14 protein-coding genes are annotated in these 17,643 nt (G+C 43.9%); 5 read left to right on the plus strand and 9 right to left on the minus strand.

Annotated elements, in window-relative coordinates:
• Positions 1-26 precede the first annotated feature (26 nt).
• Positions 27-794 (plus strand): hypothetical protein, encoded by a 768-nt coding sequence (locus tag LX99_RS14335; RefSeq protein ID WP_109608513.1) that lies wholly within the window; start codon positions 27-29, stop codon positions 792-794.
• 73 nt (positions 795-867) lie between these two features.
• Here the strand turns inward: LX99_RS14335 and guaB are convergent, their stop codons facing one another.
• The 4 genes from guaB to LX99_RS14355 all read right to left on the minus strand — a co-directional run bounded on the left by guaB (position 868) and on the right by LX99_RS14355 (position 5,635).
• Positions 868-2,340 carry an IMP dehydrogenase gene (gene guaB, locus LX99_RS14340; protein ID WP_109608514.1) on the minus strand — a complete coding sequence of 491 codons (1,473 nt, stop codon included), beginning with the start codon at positions 2,338-2,340 and terminating at the stop codon, positions 868-870.
• Positions 2,341-2,483: 143 nt separating this feature from the next.
• Complete coding sequence (locus tag LX99_RS14345) at positions 2,484-2,912, minus strand: hypothetical protein (protein ID WP_109608515.1); 429 nt, start codon at positions 2,910-2,912, stop codon at positions 2,484-2,486.
• Positions 2,913-3,020: 108 nt separating this feature from the next.
• Positions 3,021-4,298: a M16 family metallopeptidase gene (locus LX99_RS14350; RefSeq protein WP_109608516.1), complete on the minus strand. Its 1,278-nt coding sequence runs from the start codon at positions 4,296-4,298 to the stop codon at positions 3,021-3,023.
• A gap of 98 nt (positions 4,299-4,396) precedes the next feature.
• Positions 4,397-5,635, minus strand: coding sequence for a M16 family metallopeptidase (locus LX99_RS14355; protein WP_109608517.1), 1,239 nt, complete (start codon positions 5,633-5,635; stop codon positions 4,397-4,399).
• A 402-nt stretch (positions 5,636-6,037) separates the two neighbouring features.
• Between LX99_RS14355 and LX99_RS14360 the strand changes: the two genes are divergently transcribed.
• Entirely contained in the window at positions 6,038-6,313 is a 276-nt protein-coding gene (locus LX99_RS14360; protein WP_109608518.1) for a hypothetical protein, read from the plus strand.
• An 81-nt stretch (positions 6,314-6,394) separates the two neighbouring features.
• On the opposite strand, the gene LX99_RS14365 is transcribed toward LX99_RS14360, so the two are convergent.
• From LX99_RS14365 to LX99_RS14380, 4 genes are all read right to left on the minus strand, one after another.
• Positions 6,395-6,739 carry a hypothetical protein gene (locus LX99_RS14365; protein ID WP_022832276.1) on the minus strand — a complete coding sequence of 115 codons (345 nt, stop codon included), beginning with the start codon at positions 6,737-6,739 and terminating at the stop codon, positions 6,395-6,397.
• 170 nt (positions 6,740-6,909) lie between these two features.
• Complete coding sequence (locus LX99_RS14370; RefSeq protein WP_211319024.1) at positions 6,910-8,529, minus strand: hypothetical protein; 1,620 nt, start codon at positions 8,527-8,529, stop codon at positions 6,910-6,912.
• Positions 8,530-9,041: 512 nt separating this feature from the next.
• Entirely contained in the window at positions 9,042-11,660 is a 2,619-nt protein-coding gene (gene clpB, locus LX99_RS14375; protein ID WP_109608519.1) for an ATP-dependent chaperone ClpB, read from the minus strand.
• Positions 11,661-12,190: 530 nt separating this feature from the next.
• Positions 12,191-12,625, minus strand: coding sequence for a hypothetical protein (locus LX99_RS14380; RefSeq protein WP_109608520.1), 435 nt, complete (start codon positions 12,623-12,625; stop codon positions 12,191-12,193).
• Between the two features lie 232 nt (positions 12,626-12,857).
• On the opposite strand from LX99_RS14380, the gene LX99_RS14385 reads away from it, so the two are divergent.
• Together LX99_RS14385 and LX99_RS14390 are read left to right on the plus strand one after the other, a co-directional pair.
• Positions 12,858-14,240: a sensor histidine kinase gene (locus LX99_RS14385; protein WP_109608521.1), complete on the plus strand. Its 1,383-nt coding sequence runs from the start codon at positions 12,858-12,860 to the stop codon at positions 14,238-14,240.
• Positions 14,241-14,572: 332 nt separating this feature from the next.
• Positions 14,573-15,532 carry an erythromycin esterase family protein gene (locus LX99_RS14390; RefSeq protein WP_170122705.1) on the plus strand — a complete coding sequence of 320 codons (960 nt, stop codon included), beginning with the start codon at positions 14,573-14,575 and terminating at the stop codon, positions 15,530-15,532.
• 59 nt (positions 15,533-15,591) lie between these two features.
• On the opposite strand, the gene LX99_RS14395 is transcribed toward LX99_RS14390, so the two are convergent.
• Entirely contained in the window at positions 15,592-17,013 is a 1,422-nt protein-coding gene (locus LX99_RS14395) for an ATP-dependent DNA helicase (protein ID WP_109608523.1), read from the minus strand.
• Positions 17,014-17,070: 57 nt separating this feature from the next.
• Here LX99_RS14395 and LX99_RS14400 point away from each other — a divergent pair, with 57 nt between their 5' ends.
• Positions 17,071-17,541 carry a hypothetical protein gene (locus tag LX99_RS14400; protein ID WP_109608524.1) on the plus strand — a complete coding sequence of 157 codons (471 nt, stop codon included), beginning with the start codon at positions 17,071-17,073 and terminating at the stop codon, positions 17,539-17,541.
• Positions 17,542-17,643 lie beyond the last annotated feature (102 nt).

Genomic DNA, 17,643 nt, shown 5'->3' on the forward strand with positions numbered 1-17,643 from the left:
TTGCATATATTTAAAAAAAACACATAATGAAAAAAACCTTAACACTTATTACTTTACTTTTAGTAACCGCTTGTTCCTCGGCGTTCTCTCAAAACATTGTAAACCCTCAAGTTGATCAAACAGATGCTGACAACAGCAAAATTGCAAAAATAGAAACTAACGCACAGTTCACTATCATATCGTTTGTTTACACCGCCAACGCAGACGACTCATGGGTTCAAGTAAATAAAGAGATTTTTATCCAAACCGACCAAAGTAATGAACATTACAACTATGTTAAATCTGAAAATGTTGCTATAGCTCCCGCAAAACATCAATTTTCAAAGGCTGGAGATACTCTTTTATTTAAAGTATATTTTAGGAAGATACCGGCAACTACAAAAACGATTGACATCATAGAGAGAGCAGGCCCCAAAAAAGACGAGATCTCGTATTTGAATTTCTATAATGTCGAGCTCACCAAACAAAAAACATACATCACTGATGTTAAAATAACCGGTCTCGATGGAGGTTCCCCTTTTCTGGCATCCGGCAATGGCGACCAATCGGTAATAAAAGATGGCATGATGGGGGCACTAAACGCGATGGGGCCTATGTATGCATCAATGGCCAAATCCTTACTTGATGCTCAACTCGCTTATTTCAAGCAACCAGGGAAGTTAATTGAAATTGCAAAGCTACATAAGGAATATTTTGATGCTCTTGTAAAACAAGGTTTTACTTACGACCAGGCATTGAAGATCATTACCGATAGTGGCTTAATTCCAAAGGCTTCAAGTTTAAGCGGTAGATAAACCATTAAAGCAAAAGGCCTGTAAAGTAAACTATCTACTTTTACAGGCCTCTGTTATTTATTCTCAAATATAATTAGCGACTGGTATAATTCGGCGCTTCTTTAGTAATGGTAATATCGTGCGGATGGCTTTCGCGCATGCCGGCGGCAGTGATGCGTACAAATTTTGCTTTTTGCAAATCTTCAATATTGGCGGCACCGCAATAGTGCATACCGGCACGTAATCCGCCTATGTATTGGAATATCACTTCGGCCATACTGCCTTTGTAGGGCACGCGGCCAACAATACCTTCGGGTACCAGCTTGGTTACCACATCGGTTTCGTCCTGGAAGTAGCGGTCTTTCGAACCTTTAGCCATTGCCTCTACCGACCCCATGCCGCGGTACGATTTAAACTTACGACCTTCAAATATGATAGTTTCGCCCGGCGACTCTTCAACACCGGCAAACAATGAGCCTGCCATGATCGAGCTTGCACCTGCAGCTATCGCCTTAACAATATCACCTGTTTGTTTAATACCGCCATCGGCAATAACCGGGATGCCACGGCCTTCAAGCGCTTTGGCACACTCATACACGGCATACAGCTGCGGTACACCTACACCTGCAATAATGCGTGTGGTACAAATTGAACCAGGGCCTATACCTACTTTAACAGCGTCGGCACCGGCATCGGCAAGGGCCAAAGCCGCTTCGCCGGTTGCAATGTTACCCGCAATTACCTGCAAATTAGGATAAAGCTTTTTAACGGCCTTAACCATATCAATAACCCCTTTGGAGTGGCCATGAGCCGTATCAACAGTAACCACATCCACCCCTGCGTTTACCAAAGCGGTAACCCTGTCAATATTATCGGCAGCAACGCCAACGGCTGCGCCTACACGTAAGCGCCCAAACTCATCCTTACAGGCGTTAGGGAAGTTTTTAACTTTCTGAATGTCTTTATAGGTGATGAGGCCTACCAGTTTCCCATCGTTATTTACAACAGGTAGTTTCTCAATTTTATTGCTTTGCAGGATGTTGGCAGCATCGCCAAGTGTAGTACCTTCGGGTGCGGTGATGAGGTTGGTTTTCGTCATCACTTCGCTAACCGCTACCGACATATCTTTCTGAAAACGGAGATCACGATTGGTAATGATACCTTTCAAATTTTGTTCGGCATCTACAACCGGGATACCGCCGATGCTAAATTCCTTCATCAACTGGAAAGCGTCGGCCAGCAAGGCATCTTCACTTAAGGTCACCGGATCCTGGATCATACCGCTTTCAGAGCGTTTAACCTTGCGAACCTCGTCGGCCTGAGCCTGGATAGTCATATTTTTATGCAAAATACCTATACCGCCCGCCTGCGCGATAGCTATAGCCAACTCAGCCTCGGTAACCGTATCCATAGCCGCCGAAAGGATCGGGATGTTTAAACGGATGCTTTTAGTTAAGTAAGTGCTGGTGTTTACTTCGCGCGGTAAAACTTCTGAATAAGCCGGGAGTAGTAAAACGTCGTCGTAAGTTAATCCTTCGGCAACAAATTTTGATGGGTCTAACTGCATAGCAAATAATTATTTTGGAGTTATTATTTGCCGGGCAAAGGTAATAAAATATTTCGGATTTCGGAATTTCGATTTCGGATTTATTTAAAATTGCTCCGGGATGATAATTGAAGTATCCGAAAATCAAGGGACTCAATTCAGTTTTACCACACCTCGTCAATTTTCAAATCACTACCTAACTTAACAACCTTTAAATTGATTACAAAAGTGTGATTATCCGGAGCCGAGAAATAAGACACGGTATACACGCCAGGTTTGTTATTTGCTCTTACAACGGATAAAGTTTTCAGATTGACAGTATCCGCATCCTGTGCTTTAAGGAACGGATCCGCATCAGTTTTAGAGATTATTTGAGGAATTTTAGCAAGCATTTTGCTTGTGCAATATTGCTTTTGTAGCAGAGCAATTCTTTTTTCGGTTACCCCTGGGCTTGATGACGAACCAACCTCCGTAATATATTTTGTATAAAAAACGGATAAAAATTTTGAAACCTCCTTTTCCTGCGCAGACGTCTGTGCTTTTGAGTAAACAAAGCCTAAAGTCAATATAACAAGCAAGAGTATTTTTTTCATTTGATGTAAGGTTAGTTGATTGAAGAATCTGCGCTTTGAAACATTAAGATCAGCATTTACAGACCACCGTGTAAAATGGCGGATTATCTATAAATGCTGAACTCAAACTCAATATTTCCCTACAATTACTTTATAAAACTGATCGAAGTTAAAGTAAGTGTTGGCTAACTTTATCAATTTCTCCGAAGTGATATTTTTCACTGTATCTGTATACCTGTCGTAATAATCGTAATCAAGACCTGCAAAATAGATGGTTTTGAATTTATCGGCATGCGAAAAAATGTTCTCCAGGCTACCCAGTGTCGAGCCAAGCATATAGTTGCGCACCAGCGATAATTCATCATCGGGTACCGGCTCAGTTTTTAACAGGTTTATTTCTTTTTCGATTTCCGCAACCGCCGCCTTGCAAACGTCGGCCCCAACCTCGGTGGCTAAAAAGAAAGCACCGCCTTGCTTGAATGAAGCCAACCCCGAGCCAATGCCATAAGTATAGCCTTTATCCTCCCGGATGTTAGCCATCAGCCTTGAGCCGAAATAGCCGCCTAAAACCGTATTTAACACCTGTAGCGACTGAAAATCAGGATGGCTGCGGTTTATAACCGGCGTACCAATCCGGATAGCAGATTGTAAGGCTTCCGGTCTTTCGGTAAAGTAAAACAGATCTGCTGCCGGTTTAAATTGGGGTTGGGTTGTTATTGCTGGGTCTGCTCCGTTGATCCATTTATTGCCAAAAGTATCTGTTACGAGGGCCAGCGTTTGCGACTCAACTTTGCCCGAGATGATGATGGTACAATTTGATGGCTGATACATTTGCTTGTAATGGACCAGCATATCATCGCGGTGCAGTGTTTGATAATCTTCCATTTCGGCCGCGTAACCAAATATGGTGGCGCCATAAACGGCACGGTTAAAGGCCCTCCGCGCCAGGATATCGTTTTTTTGTGTGCTAACCTGCAGTTTTTGCTGTTGGTTACGCTTAAAAGTTTCCAATTCCTTTTGAGGGAATACGGAATTATTAAGGATATCGGCAATAACAGGCAAGGTTTTAGGCAGGTGCTTATTTAAAGTATATAATGTAACCTGCGAATTTTCGTAGCCGTAATCAACCTGTAAAAAAGCGCCGTAAAAATCAATTTTATCGGCAATTTCAGATGCTGTTAATGATGATGTGCCATCGGTAAGCATGGTATTAACTGCCATGTTGAGCAACGGTTTGGCCGGATCAAAAGTGAGGTTGCCAAAAATCCATTCAATGCGTACCAGTTCCTGATCGCCCGAGTTAAAGCAAAACAGTTTGCAGCCATTGCCAAGCTCAGTAAGCTCAGGTTTGATGAGTTTTATATTATCGATAGCTCTCGATTCGGGAGCTGATTTTCTGTTGATCATATTAATAACAATTTGTCTGAATCAGAATTTTAAAGTTTCCAGAATTAAAACGCGTTATTCGGCTAATTCTTAATTTTTTTAAATCATGATTCAGGCGCTTATTTTTCTGCCAAATAAATAAGCGTTGATGAATTCTCTTTTCTGAAAAGCTTGCGGGCCTGTTCTTTCACCTCGGCGGCTGTCACCTTCAAATATTTTGATGTTTCCTGGTTCAGCATTTCGGCATCGCCCAGCAGCTCGTACTGCGCCAGGTTCATAGCCTTATCTAATAATGACATTTCGGCAAATATCATGGTCGATTCGGTTTTGTTTTTAACCTTGGTCAGCTCATCGGCAGGAACATCTTCTTCTTTCAGTTTTTCAATCTGTTCCCATAACGCTGCCTCGGCCTGCTCAATACTAACTCCTTCAAGCGGCTTACCTTCCAACACAAACATGCCTTTGTCAAGACTGCCAGTGATGTAGGCATGCACCTCGCTAAATACCTGTTTTTCTTTAACCAAAGACTTGTACAGGCGCGATGAATTACCCCGCGACAACAGGTCTGAAACAATTTCGGCGGCATAGTAATCCGCGTCAAGCCTTGCCCCCATCTGGAAAGCTATATACACATCATTCAGTGGCACTTTGGCGGTCACCGTTTCGCGGCGGGCCTCGGTTTGCGCCGGCTCCTGGGGCAGGTTACGTAGGTATTTTTCGCCCGCCGGGATATCGCCAAACCATTTTTCGGCAAGCTCTTTCACCTGAGCGGTAGTTACATTGCCGCCTACCACCATAATGGCATTTTGAGGATTGTAGTGTTTTTTAAAAAACGCTTTTACATCCTCAATCCGGGCATCTTCAATATGTTTAATGGTTTTGCCGATGGTAGCCCAGCGATAAGGATGCTGTTTATAAACCAGCGGACGAAGTTTTAACCAAACATCGCCATAGGGCTGGTTTAAATATCGCTGTTTAAACTCCTCAATTACCACATTGCGCTGCACCTCAAGGCTTTTTTCGCTGAAGGCAAGGCTTAGCATGCGGTCGCTTTCCAGCCAGAAGGCAGTTTCAATATTGGCAGCAGGCAGGGTGATATAGTAATTGGTGATATCGTTACTGGTAAAGGCGTTGTTTTCGCCCCCTACCCTTTGCAGCGGCTCATCATAAACAGGAATGTTTACTGATCCGCCAAACATCAGGTGTTCAAAAAGGTGGGCGAAGCCGGTTTGTTCAGGATCTTCATCGCGGGCGCCAACATCGTACAGAATGTTAAGCACGGCCATCGGTGTTGTATTATCTTCGTGAACAATAACCCGGAGGCCGTTATCCAGTGTAAATCGGTTGAATTTAACCATGTGGTATTGTAATATTTTGAATACGAACAGCAAATGTATAACTTTTGCCGACAATGAAGGGCTAACAAAAACTGAACACGGGTTTAAATAAAGTCGGGGTGCGTTTTTACCTTTACGCAAAGAAGATGACCAGCAACCAACTTGTACAACAAATAAGTAATACCATTGGCAAAACCAAGGTGCTTGAGCTAAGCCGCATTTTAACAGAGCAAAACTTGAACCCCGCGACCTGATTGACATCACGTTTCACCCCAATAAACCCCTTGCCTTTCGGGCAGCCTGGCTGCTCGAAAACATGTTGCTGAAAAATCCGGATATCTTTTCAGATCATCTTGAGTATTTCATTGCCCGTTTCCGGATGTAACAAACCCCGGCTGCCAGCGGCATTATACTAAAATACTGATGCATGCCACTAACGCAGGGCAATCGTCATCTATTAAACAAAAATTGAACAGCCTAAAACTTGAACCGGTAGTAGAACAGCTTTTTGAATGGATGATAAACCCCGATGTTAAAATAGCGGTAAAGGTATTTGCCGGATGGGCTTTACTCAATTTAAGGCATCTTTACCCATGGATAGCCGATGAATTACCCGCCCAGCTACAATTTTTAATGCGTAACGGCACAGCGGCCATACAAACTGCAGGGCGAAAAATGATGAAAAAATTAGGCTATTAAAGCTAAAACCGGCAACAAATATACCGGCTGTCCCTACCGCAATATTTGTCACCGACTTTGAGCTTATTACTTTGACTGAAACTAAGCCGATGGCCTGTCTTCACCGTGCAGGTTATGACTTACCTGGCCATGGTGCAGCTTGGCGGCCAATGCAGATGAACTGTCGTCGGCATACATGCCATAGGCGTTTACCAGCACACCTTTCAATTGATATTTTTCTGACGATACCGCATATACGATAGACATATCTGATGGGTTGCTGAAGCCCTCAAAACGATAAAATTCATCTATTTCAAAATCGTCGGCAGTCATCCGGATATTCTTATCACTATCGTTTATGGTATCGCCATCAAGGCTTAAATTTTCTGTATATCCCCTTTTCAGGAGGTCGTTAGTGCAATCCACTAAGGTTTCATAATTTTTCATGGTGATGTTTGCTTAAGGTGATGTGATAATCCCGTTGATTACCCGCTGTTATTATAACTGCGAAAGCTATACGGTTGTTTTGGCCCATTTTAATAAAAAAAGCCCTGCTGCAGAAAACAACAGGGCTTAACAGCGATTTAGAAATAATTCGCTGCGAAGAGAAAGTATGGTTATTGCGCTTTGGCTAACCAGTAAGAAGCGTTGAGGTGAAAGGCAGAATGCGAAGTATAACCAGATGGTGCATCGCCCGACCAGCCGTTGAACAGGTTATCACCGGTATCTCCGGTGCCGTCATCAGCGTCTGAGCTATCGCCAATCCATACTACACGGCCGCTGCCGTAAGTTGCCAGCAATGCCATAACGTTAGCTGTACCGCCGTTGGTAGCACTGTTACGCCAGAACAGGCCCTGCACGCTTGAATTATTGGTTGGGAATAACGTAGCAGTTGAGCCATCATAGAAAGCCATCTTAGGCGCCGATCCTGCCGCACCATTCAACACTTTTTGCGCGTCGGTATTAGTACCGGTGTACACCTTAGTAGATGGGCTTTCGTTAATATCAACATAGTTCACACTGAAACCGAACGGATTATTGTTGTTGATACCGTTATTGGTCATTAAATCGTTCCAAACCCGGGGCGAATCGTAACCATCGCCGTCGCGATCAGAAGGGTTATAGCCGTTGGCATCGGTACCTGCTGTGGTAGCCGCGGTATGATCTGCAATCATGAATAAACCGCCGCCATTGGCAACAAAATTCATCAGGGCAGTTTTTTCTGATGCGGTGAATAAACGATTAGGCTCGCAAACGATGAATACATCGTAGTTGCTTAAATCCTGTGCGCCGCCGCCACCATAGGTAATGGCTGTACCTACAGGCAGTGTTTCAACAAGTTCGCCATTTTTAACCAGTTCAACAGCCCAGGCTGATAAAGCGCCTTTCCAGTAAGTTTCAGGCGTTGAGCTGGTGATGCCCGTGTATGACGGAGTCGGGATACGCTGGGCCTTGGTTTCTGTAGTGGTGCCGCCGGTGTAAATGGCTACCTGCTCGGTGCCGTCGGCATCTATCTGCCAGTCGGCGCTGCCTGCGTTTTCGAGGTGACTTGCATCAAACAGGAACTTTTTGCCTGCTATAACCGTACCGCCACCACCGCCGGTGCCGCCGCCTGCATTATCATTAATAGTAATATCATCAATATTGATACGGCTGCTGCCACCGCTTAATTTGCGGATCTCTAAACGTACATTACCCGTTTGGGTGATGGTGAAAGTAGAGGTTACCAGACTTGCCGTAGTTGTAACAGCCGAACCGGACTGTGTCCATGATGAGCCGCCATTGGTAGAATAAAACAAACCCCAGGTACTTGCGGCATCGCCGTTGTAGGTAGCGCTTTTAATGGTAACCGTACTAATACCGGTGGTAACATCAAACAACATGGTAATTTTACCGGTATTGCGGATGCGGGCGCTCCATGAACCGGCTTTTTGGTCGGCGGCGAGATTGCCGATCAGGGCATCGTACATGTTCCATGAATTACCAAACAGGGTTACATTATCCCCGCCTGATGAACCCGACGGCGATACATCATAAGCAGTTTTAGGGCTGGTAGAACCCACCTCAAAGCCTTGAGTAAGGGATACGGCTAAGGTTTTAACGGTTTTGGTTGTAGCGGCCGACTCTGTGGGAGTGCTTTTTAATCCGGCAATTTCGCCGTTTTTTTGGCAGCCTGCCATCATTCCGGTTGCGGCGAGGGCTAAGAGCCATAACCGAGGATTAGTAATTTTTAACATAGTGCTTTTAGGTTTTAATGTATAAGTTAACAATATTAATTTTTACGGCAAAAGCGTAAAAAGGTTGATACGGACGTATTGTGATTTTATTAACTTATTATTAAGGAAAGATGGCTAAACCGATATAAAGCCATGGTTCCCGTTTAAGAGTGTTCCAATTTTAAAGGGGGAACATAGCGGAACACTGCAGATTTTTGTCACCACTGATTATCAATAATTTAAGCGTTCCTAAAACAAAAAAAATAAAGCACTAAAAGTCAACACTTTATGATTTTTACATTTTTTTAATATGGAACACTGTTTTTTTCGTTTACCTGTGCGTTTTTTTGGGGAGGGGTTGAATGCACCTATAACGGGAACGATACGGATGCAATGGCTAACAGGGCAAAAGCCGCGTTGCTTTATGCCTGAACGGCACGGTGATCCCGTCAGTTTAAAAAACTTCACATAAGCAAAACGAGCGACCCTTTCGAGGCCGCTCGTTTGCACATATGGAATTATTATTACGCTGCTTATTTTGCCGCTTCATCAGCTTCTTTGGCCGAGTTCAGGAATACAAACTGGTTATCAAACATATCAACCTTAATGGTATGGTCTTTATCTACGGTACCGGCCAGGATCTGTTTCGACAGTTCGTTCAGGATCTTTTTCTGGATCACCCTTTTTAATGGACGGGCGCCAAACTGCGGATCATAACCTAACTGGGCCAGCCAATCCAGCGCTTCGTCTGATGCTTCGATGGTTACGCCCATTTCGGCAAGGGTTTGTTGCACCTGTTTAAACTGCAGCTTCACTATGTCATGGATCTCATCGCGGTTAAGCGGGGTAAACATAATGATCTCATCAATCCTGTTTAAAAACTCCGGACGAATGGTTGTACGCAACAGGTTAAATAACTCGTTTTTGGTTTTGGCAATCAGTTCATCGCGGTTATCATCTTCCAGGTTCTGGAAGTTTTCCTGGATAATGTTTGAGCCGATGTTGGAAGTCATGATGATGATGGTATTTTTAAAGTTCACCACCCTGCCTTTATTATCGGTAAGGCGACCATCATCCAATACCTGCAACAGGATGTTAAACACATCCGGATGCGCTTTTTCAATTTCATCCAGCAGCACCACGCTGTAAGGTTTTCTGCGCACGGCCTCGGTTAACTGCCCGCCTTCATCATAACCCACATAGCCCGGAGGCGCACCGATCAGTCTTGACACGGCATGGCGTTCCTGGTATTCGCTCATATCTATCCTCACCAGCGCGCCTTCGTCATTAAACAGGTACTCGGCTAAGGCCTTTGCCAGCTCGGTTTTACCTACACCAGTTGTTCCTAAAAATATAAACGAACCTATTGGCCTGCGTTTATCCTGCAAACCTGCACGGCTGCGGCGGATAGCATCGCTGATCGCTTCAATGGCCTCCTCCTGCCCGGCTACACGTTTGTGCAGTTCCGCCTCCAGGTTAAGCAGCTTTTCGCGTTCGCTCTGTATCATTTTGCTCACCGGGATGCCTGTCCAGCGGCTTACTACACCGGCAATGTCATCGGCGGTAACCTCCTCTTTCAGCATGCGGCTGTCGCTCTGGTTTTCCAACAGGGCGGCCTTCAGCTTTTCCACCTCGGCCTGGGCCTGCACTATGGTGCCGTAACGTAATTCGGCTACTTTGCCGTAGTCACCTGCACGTTCGGCCTGCTCGGCCTCCAGCTTGTAATTTTCTATCAGTTCAACCTTGGTGTTAATGCCATCCACCAGGTCTTTTTCACCCTGCCATTTGGCACGTAACGAATCGCGTTGCTGCGACAGGTTGGCAATTTCTTCGCTCAGTTCGGCAACCTTGCGGTCGTCTTTTTCACGTTTAATGGCTTCGCGTTCAATTTCAAGCTGCATAATACGGCGTTCCAACTCATCAACCACTTCGGGTACCGAATCCATTTCCAAACGGAGTTTTGAAGCGGCCTCGTCCATCAGGTCGATCGCTTTATCGGGCAAGAACCTGTCGGAAATATAACGCTGCGACATTTCTACCGACGCGATGATCGCCTCATCTTTAATCCGCACTTTATGGTGCGTTTCATAACGCTCCTTCAAACCACGGAGGATAGAAATGGCATCGGCAGCATCCGGCTCTTCAACCATCACCTTCTGGAAACGGCGTTCGAGCGCTTTATCTTTTTCTAAATATTTTTGATATTCGTTAAGCGTAGTAGCGCCTATGGAGCGTAACTCACCGCGGGCTAAGGCCGGTTTCAGGATATTGGCAGCATCCATCGCGCCCTCGCCCCCACCTGCACCAACCAGCGTATGGATCTCGTCAATAAACAGGATGATCTCGCCATCGCTTTGGGTAACCTCTTTTACAACAGCCTTCAAACGTTCTTCAAACTCGCCTTTATATTTGGCACCGGCAATCAGCGCGCCCATATCCAGCGAGTAAACCACCTTGGTTTTTAAACTTTCGGGCACATCGCCTTTAATGATCCTGAAGGCAATCCCCTCGGCAATGGCGGTTTTACCAACGCCCGGCTCACCAACCAAAATAGGGTTGTTTTTGGTACGGCGCGACAGGATCTGGATTACACGGCGAATCTCATCATCCCTACCGATAACCGGGTCCAACTTGCCCGAACCTGCGTACTCGTTGAGGTTACGGGCATATTTATTTAAGGCGTTATAAGTTGCCTCGGCATTCTGGTCGGTTACTTTATTATCGCCACGCAAAGCGGTAATGGCTTTTTTAAGGTCTTTTTCGTTAACACCCGCATCTTTTAACATGGTGCTAACCGGGCCGCCTGCAGCCAAAATCCCGAGCAACATATGCTCTACCGAAACAAATTCATCTTTAAATTCCTTGAGGTATCCCGTTGCTTTTTGCAGGGCTGAATTTGCTTCGGACGAAAGATAAACATTACTCCCGCTTACTTTGGGAAATGATGCTATCTGTGCATCGAGCGTATCATTTAACCGGTTAAGGTTAACGTTGAGTTTTTTTAATAAATAGCTAATTACGTTTTCATCAACCAGCAGCAAACCTTTAAGCAGATGCGCGGTCTCGATGGCCTGCTGTTGGTTACCAACAGCAATTTCGGAAGCTTTTTGAACCGCTTCCTGGGCTTTTATGGTAAAGTTGTTAAAATTCATAGTACTTGATACTAATCAAATCATCTGCCATTGCAGCGCTTGTGAAAAACTGTCATTGATTATTGAATCACAATGACAGTTTGCCATGATTATTAGCCATTTAGCTACAGTGCCCCCAATATAGAACCGGGCAAATTGTCGGTTCTCCGTCAGCGAATCACTTTAAAAAAACAGTTGCAATGGCCTACGCAAAAAAGCCTCACCCCGGCCCTCTCCAAAGGAGAGGTAGCACAGTATTTTTTAAAGTCGTCTCGTTTGGATAGGATTTAGGTGAGGCTTTTTATATGGAGCTATAGCGAAATATATTCTGCAGATGAAAAGTCGCCTGCTTACAGGACGAATAAAATGTTTCACTGCGTTCAACATGAACAAATTGGTCTTTTGTGTTATCTGCTCAAGGAAAGGAAAAAGTTACCGCTGGCATATAAAAAGCATGCCTGGAAGGATTGCGAAAATTACAACCCTTCCAGGCATACGACGTTATGGTTGCGAACTGGGCGATAAAAAGGTTAGCCCGGCCGCTTCTTCAATTAATCCAATTTATCAACTTTCACCAAAGTGGAGGCCCAGGTCAGTCCTTTTCCGCCATTTCTTCCGTCAACCGCACCGTTTGTCTTCATCGTTTTTCCGTCGGCACTCAATGTGTAGTAATTTGCATATTGCCTGCCTTTCAGATCGTACGCAGCATTTGGCCTCGCATCGGTAATGGTCAGTACATAAGTATTGCCGGATAAAACTTTAAAAGTACCGCTGTGCGTAACAATCTGTACATCATTTTCTTTATAAATATTATAAAAGCTGCCGTCCGACCTGAATACTACTTTTGTTCCGGGATTGGTTGTGTCGTTCCAAATACCAACAAATGGCTTAATTTCTTTCTGATTGGCCTTTTCTACAGTTTTGCAGGAAAAAGCTGTTAATGCAACAACAAGGATGGCGATGGATTTAAGGGATTTGATTAACATGTGATTTTGGTTTATAATGTGTGAATTAATACCTCACCCCGGCCCTCTCCAAAGGAGAGGGAGCTATTATTTCTTAAAGTACTCCCCCCGGGAAAGCTGAGATGAGGCCTTTTTATTGGTTATTTTATGTATGACTGAATATTTAGCAAAAGGGTTAATTACAATATGTCACATTTCTGTTACATCAATTTAAGATATTTTTATATTTTTGCTTTCACCCAGATTAATAAAATTGAACGCCCGTTTCTTTTTCAACAGTATTCCGGTTAAATACAGGTTGCAGTACCGGGATTATTATACCTACCAGAACCTGATCGCGGTAAGGGCGGCAAGTGTGATATTTCTGATACTTAATATTATTATCAGGATACTTTACCTCATATTCCCGGTGAGCCTTACCAAGGCGCAAAACTTCCCCGAATTTAACTTCAGCAACTGGGTTTTTATTATCATAACCCCCATATTTCTTATAGCGGCCAATTTTTTTATAGTTGATTATAAAAAATTCAGAAAGGGCACTGCGGGCATGGCACTGCTGGTATTTCTGTTTGCGCTTTACATTATTGTATGCGGTATGTACTCCAGCTTTATTGCCACATCCGATCCCAGCAACGCCCTCACCCTTTACCTCATCGCTTTATGCCTTATCAGTGTAATATTTGTTTTTGAATACTACGAAACCATGTTACTGCTGGTAGCCATTGAAGTATGCTTTACATCGCTGCTTTTTTACAGCCAGACCCCGGCTACCGAAATGCTGTATAACCAGCTGATTTCGGCCATATTGCTTTCGGCTTTTTATTTTACATCTCGGTATTTTTTTACTTATAAAGCCAATTATTATTTGCAGGTGATCGAGATTCGCGAAAAGAACTCGGAGATAGAGAAGGCCGGCGAATTTAAAAACCAGGTATTGGGCATGGTAGCGCATGATTTGCGGAACCCGATAGCTGCGGTAGAATCCATAGCGATGATGATGGAGCTCGACGAGGTGGACGAGGAAACGCAGGATAATATTAACATGATAAAGGCATCGTGCGCCAAAGCCCGCAACATTATCGACGACCTGTTAGAAGCCGCCCGCGATGATAAAGTAGTGGTTTTTGAAACATGCAAAACCGAGCTTAACCAAATGCTAACCGGCATTGTGGCCGATTGGCGTTTGCAGCAAAGCAATACCGTAAATGTGGTGTTCAGCAGTTCGGTAAACCCGGCTTTCGCACAAATCAACCAGGAAAAGTTTCACAGGGTGATCGACAACCTGATCAGTAACGCGGTAAAGTTTTCGAAAGACCGCGACCAGGTAGATGTGCGCCTGTCTCAACAAGGGGATAACCTATTTGTAGAAGTGCAGGATTACGGTATGGGCATACCGGCCAATATCCTGCCTGAAATTTTCAACCGCTTTTCAAAAGCAGGCCGTACAGGTTTACGCGGCGAAAAATCGACCGGATTAGGGCTTAGCATTGTAAGGCAGATAGTTGAAAAACATAAAGGCACTATAACGGTTACCAGCGCTGAAGGGCTGGGTTCTACTTTCAGCATAAAATTGCCTGCCACCGGGGCTACGGCTTTAGGTACTTTGCCAACGCCGGGGAACTACCGGGCAAAGTAAATGGCACAGGCATTCAACAAAAGATGTAAACTATTATCTTCATATTTGATAAATTTGGAATATCCCTTTAGTATATAACTTCTGCAGGTAACCTAACTTTATTTTCGATGAACTATTTGGCATTTATATTTAACTTGTTAATCGGAACTACACTTGCCTATTGCCAACAATCATCCAAACCACCCGTTTTCCCTTTACTTAGTTTATCGCTCGATTCGGGTTATCAATGGTTAGATAAGCCTTTTTTTAATGAAATAAATAGCGAAGTAAAGTTTATTGGATTGGGAGAGTTTAGTCACGGAGGGAAAGAGACAATTCTATTTAAATCCAAAATGATCCAGTACCTTGTTAAAAACAAAGGGTACAGACGCCTGATGATAGAGTATCCAAATGTTGTTCTGCACAAAATAAATGATTATTTGCTTGATAAAACTTTAACCAACCTTGATAGCGTGAAAGCGATAGCCCGAAGTACATTTGGCAGAACTTTTTTGGGCAACACTTCTTTTTATGATTTGATTATCTGGTTAAAGCAATATAACCTGTCGCAACCCAATGATATGGTAAGCGTTTACGGTTTCGACATAGAAGGTGCATCTGAAGCATTTGCTACGTATTTTATGAACAATTACTTAATACCGTTTGACCGTAAAAATGCTCTTGATATTGGCGCAAACGCCAATATAGTTTTTAAAGACTCGATAACCTCCCTGGAGTTGAGATGGTTTCAAGCAAATAAAAAAACACTTAAGGAACGACTAAGTAAAACATCTTTTCGTGACCTGTTTTATGATGTTGAAGCCGCACAAAATAAGCTATTACATGCCGGGTTGCAAAAAACAAATATCTATAAAGCATCTGCATTTCGGGATAGCATCCAGGCTATAAATATCCTATCGCTTAATGATTCTAAAGCAATAATCTGGTCGCATAATATTCACATAACCACCTCCGATTATGTTGTAAGCGCAGCTAATTATTTAAAGGCCATAGTTGGAAAACAGTATTATTGTGTGTTGACGGATTTTTTTAACAGTGCAACAGTTTGGCTAATCTCTAATGAGGGTTCATTGTCAAAAAAGACGTTTTATGTCAGTCCCAAAACCACATCGTATTTATTACACCGAAAACTGGGAATTGATAACGGAATAGTGCTTTTTAAAGACCTCAAATCAAACCAGATACAGGTTAACAATATCGATAGGTTTGGCAATCAAGCTACCTTCGGTAAAGGCCATCCATTTGATGCGCTTGTTATTTTGGGGCCGGTTACACCCTTTATTTTTAATTAAAAACCAGCAGAGTCAATTTAAAGCTGCAAACTCTTGTTGGCTAACATACCTTATCACAATCAGTAAGTAACCTGATCATAAAACCGCCCATCAAAATTCACCAGAAACAACTCGGTAGTAGCCCGGGTAAGGGCCGTATAAAACCAGCGTAAAAAATCCATATTGATCATATCATCAGTTAAATAGCCCTGATCAACAAATACGGCATCCCATTGGCCGCCCTGGGCTTTGTGGCAGGTAATAGCATAAGCAAACTTAATTTGCAGCGCGTTGTAATACGGGTTAAGCTTCAGTTCATTATGCATCATACGCTTGTTGGGCAGGTGCTCATAATCCTTCATCACCTCGGTATAAAAACGTTTCTGATCGTCGTGGCTTAGCGCCGGCGAATCGGCATAAATAGTATCCAGCAGCACCTTGCAATCCAATGTAGGGTCTTCGGCATAGTCAATAAATTCCAGTTGCACATCGGCAAACCTGAAACCGTACATTTCTTCGGTGCGGCGTACTTTTACTATACGAGCGATATCCCCGTTGGCAATAAAGGCCGTGCTGGCCTCTTCCTTATCCTGAAGCCAGAAATAATTATTTTTTACAATCATGATCTGGTCACCGCCCGTCAGCTCTTCTTCACGGTATAAAATGCGGTTACGAATTTGCCCGTTATATTGGTTGGCGTTTTTGTTTGAACGGCAAATCACCAGCGTACGATCGTGCCCGTATTTGCGGTAGGCATATTCCAGGCCCTCGGGCAGGCGTTCGCCCGTCATCCGGTATACATCCCGGTATCCCTTGGTGATAATTTGGGGCGCTTCAATACTTTCATTCCTGATCAGGTCGCGAACGTTGGTGGCATTAAACAAAATGCCCGAGTCTTTTTGCTGGCGCAGCACTTCGGTAAGTTCATAGTTAAACACGGTAAGCCCGAACTTTTCGCTCATCAGCTTTTCATCAAGCGCCGGGCTATCTTCCGCCCCTACCGGCGGCAGCTGGGCCGTATCACCTACCAATACCAGTTTACAGTTTTTATCGTTGTAAACATACCGCAGCAAATCAAACAGTAATGATACCTGGTTGTGGCTATTCGCCTCGTCCGAAATCATGGAGGCCTCATCAACAATAAACAAGGTATCGCTGGCCAGGTTATCAGCCAGGGCAAAACCCTGATCCATTGTTAAAGCCGATTTTTTACGGTAGATGCGCTTATGGATAGTAAAAGCCTTCCGGCCCGAGTAGTTGGTAATTACTTTGGCGGCCCGGCCTGTGGGCGCCAGTAAAACCGCTTTATAATTGTAGTTGCGCAGGGCCTTTACCAGCGCGCCAACAATAGTGGTTTTACCGGTACCGGCATAACCCTTCATGATGAAGCATTCGTCGCCCTCGTTGCTTTGCAAAAACAAGTGCAGGTGGTTAAATAATTCCTGCTGCTGCGCCGTGGGCTGGTGCGGGAAGGCTTTAAGGATATGACCGGGATTTGACACCTTGCAAAAATGATGATAAGTAATTTAATTGAGTAAGAATAATTTTACATTTGAGCCATGGAATTTGACAATAACGAAGAACAACGATATAGCGACGACGATTACGTAGATATTTACTCCAAACGGGCCATATTCTGGTTTTCGTTTTTCAACCTGATATTTGGCGGAGTGCTGCTTGTTATTAACCTATACAACGCCGGCTTTAAAAAGGCTATACCGGCGGTACTGGCTTTTGTTTTGTTTTTTACCTATCTCTCGTCGTTTATCATACTACACTCGGGCATCAACATGCAGTTACTGGTTGATGCAATGAACACGGCTACCAAAGGCGGCCAACCAACACCCCAGCAGTTAAATACATTACTTACGGTATTGGGTATTAACCTTGGTTTAGGCTTAATTGGCGCGCTCATTTTAACACAGTTATTTTTTAAGCGTTATTTCCCGGATAACGACTATTATCCAAAGCCTATCGGCATACCATTATTGATCTTCATCCTTCTGATGTTTATTTCACGTATGGTATAACAGTCTTTGGCGCTTCGCAATTTTGACAGGGAAATCGCCTTTAAAAAATATACAATAAGCTGCCTCACCTAAATCCTCTCCAAAGGCGAGGATTTTGAGAAA

It is taken from the genome of Mucilaginibacter oryzae (assembly GCF_003148845.1).
Lineage (GTDB): Bacteria > Bacteroidota > Bacteroidia > Sphingobacteriales > Sphingobacteriaceae > Mucilaginibacter > Mucilaginibacter oryzae.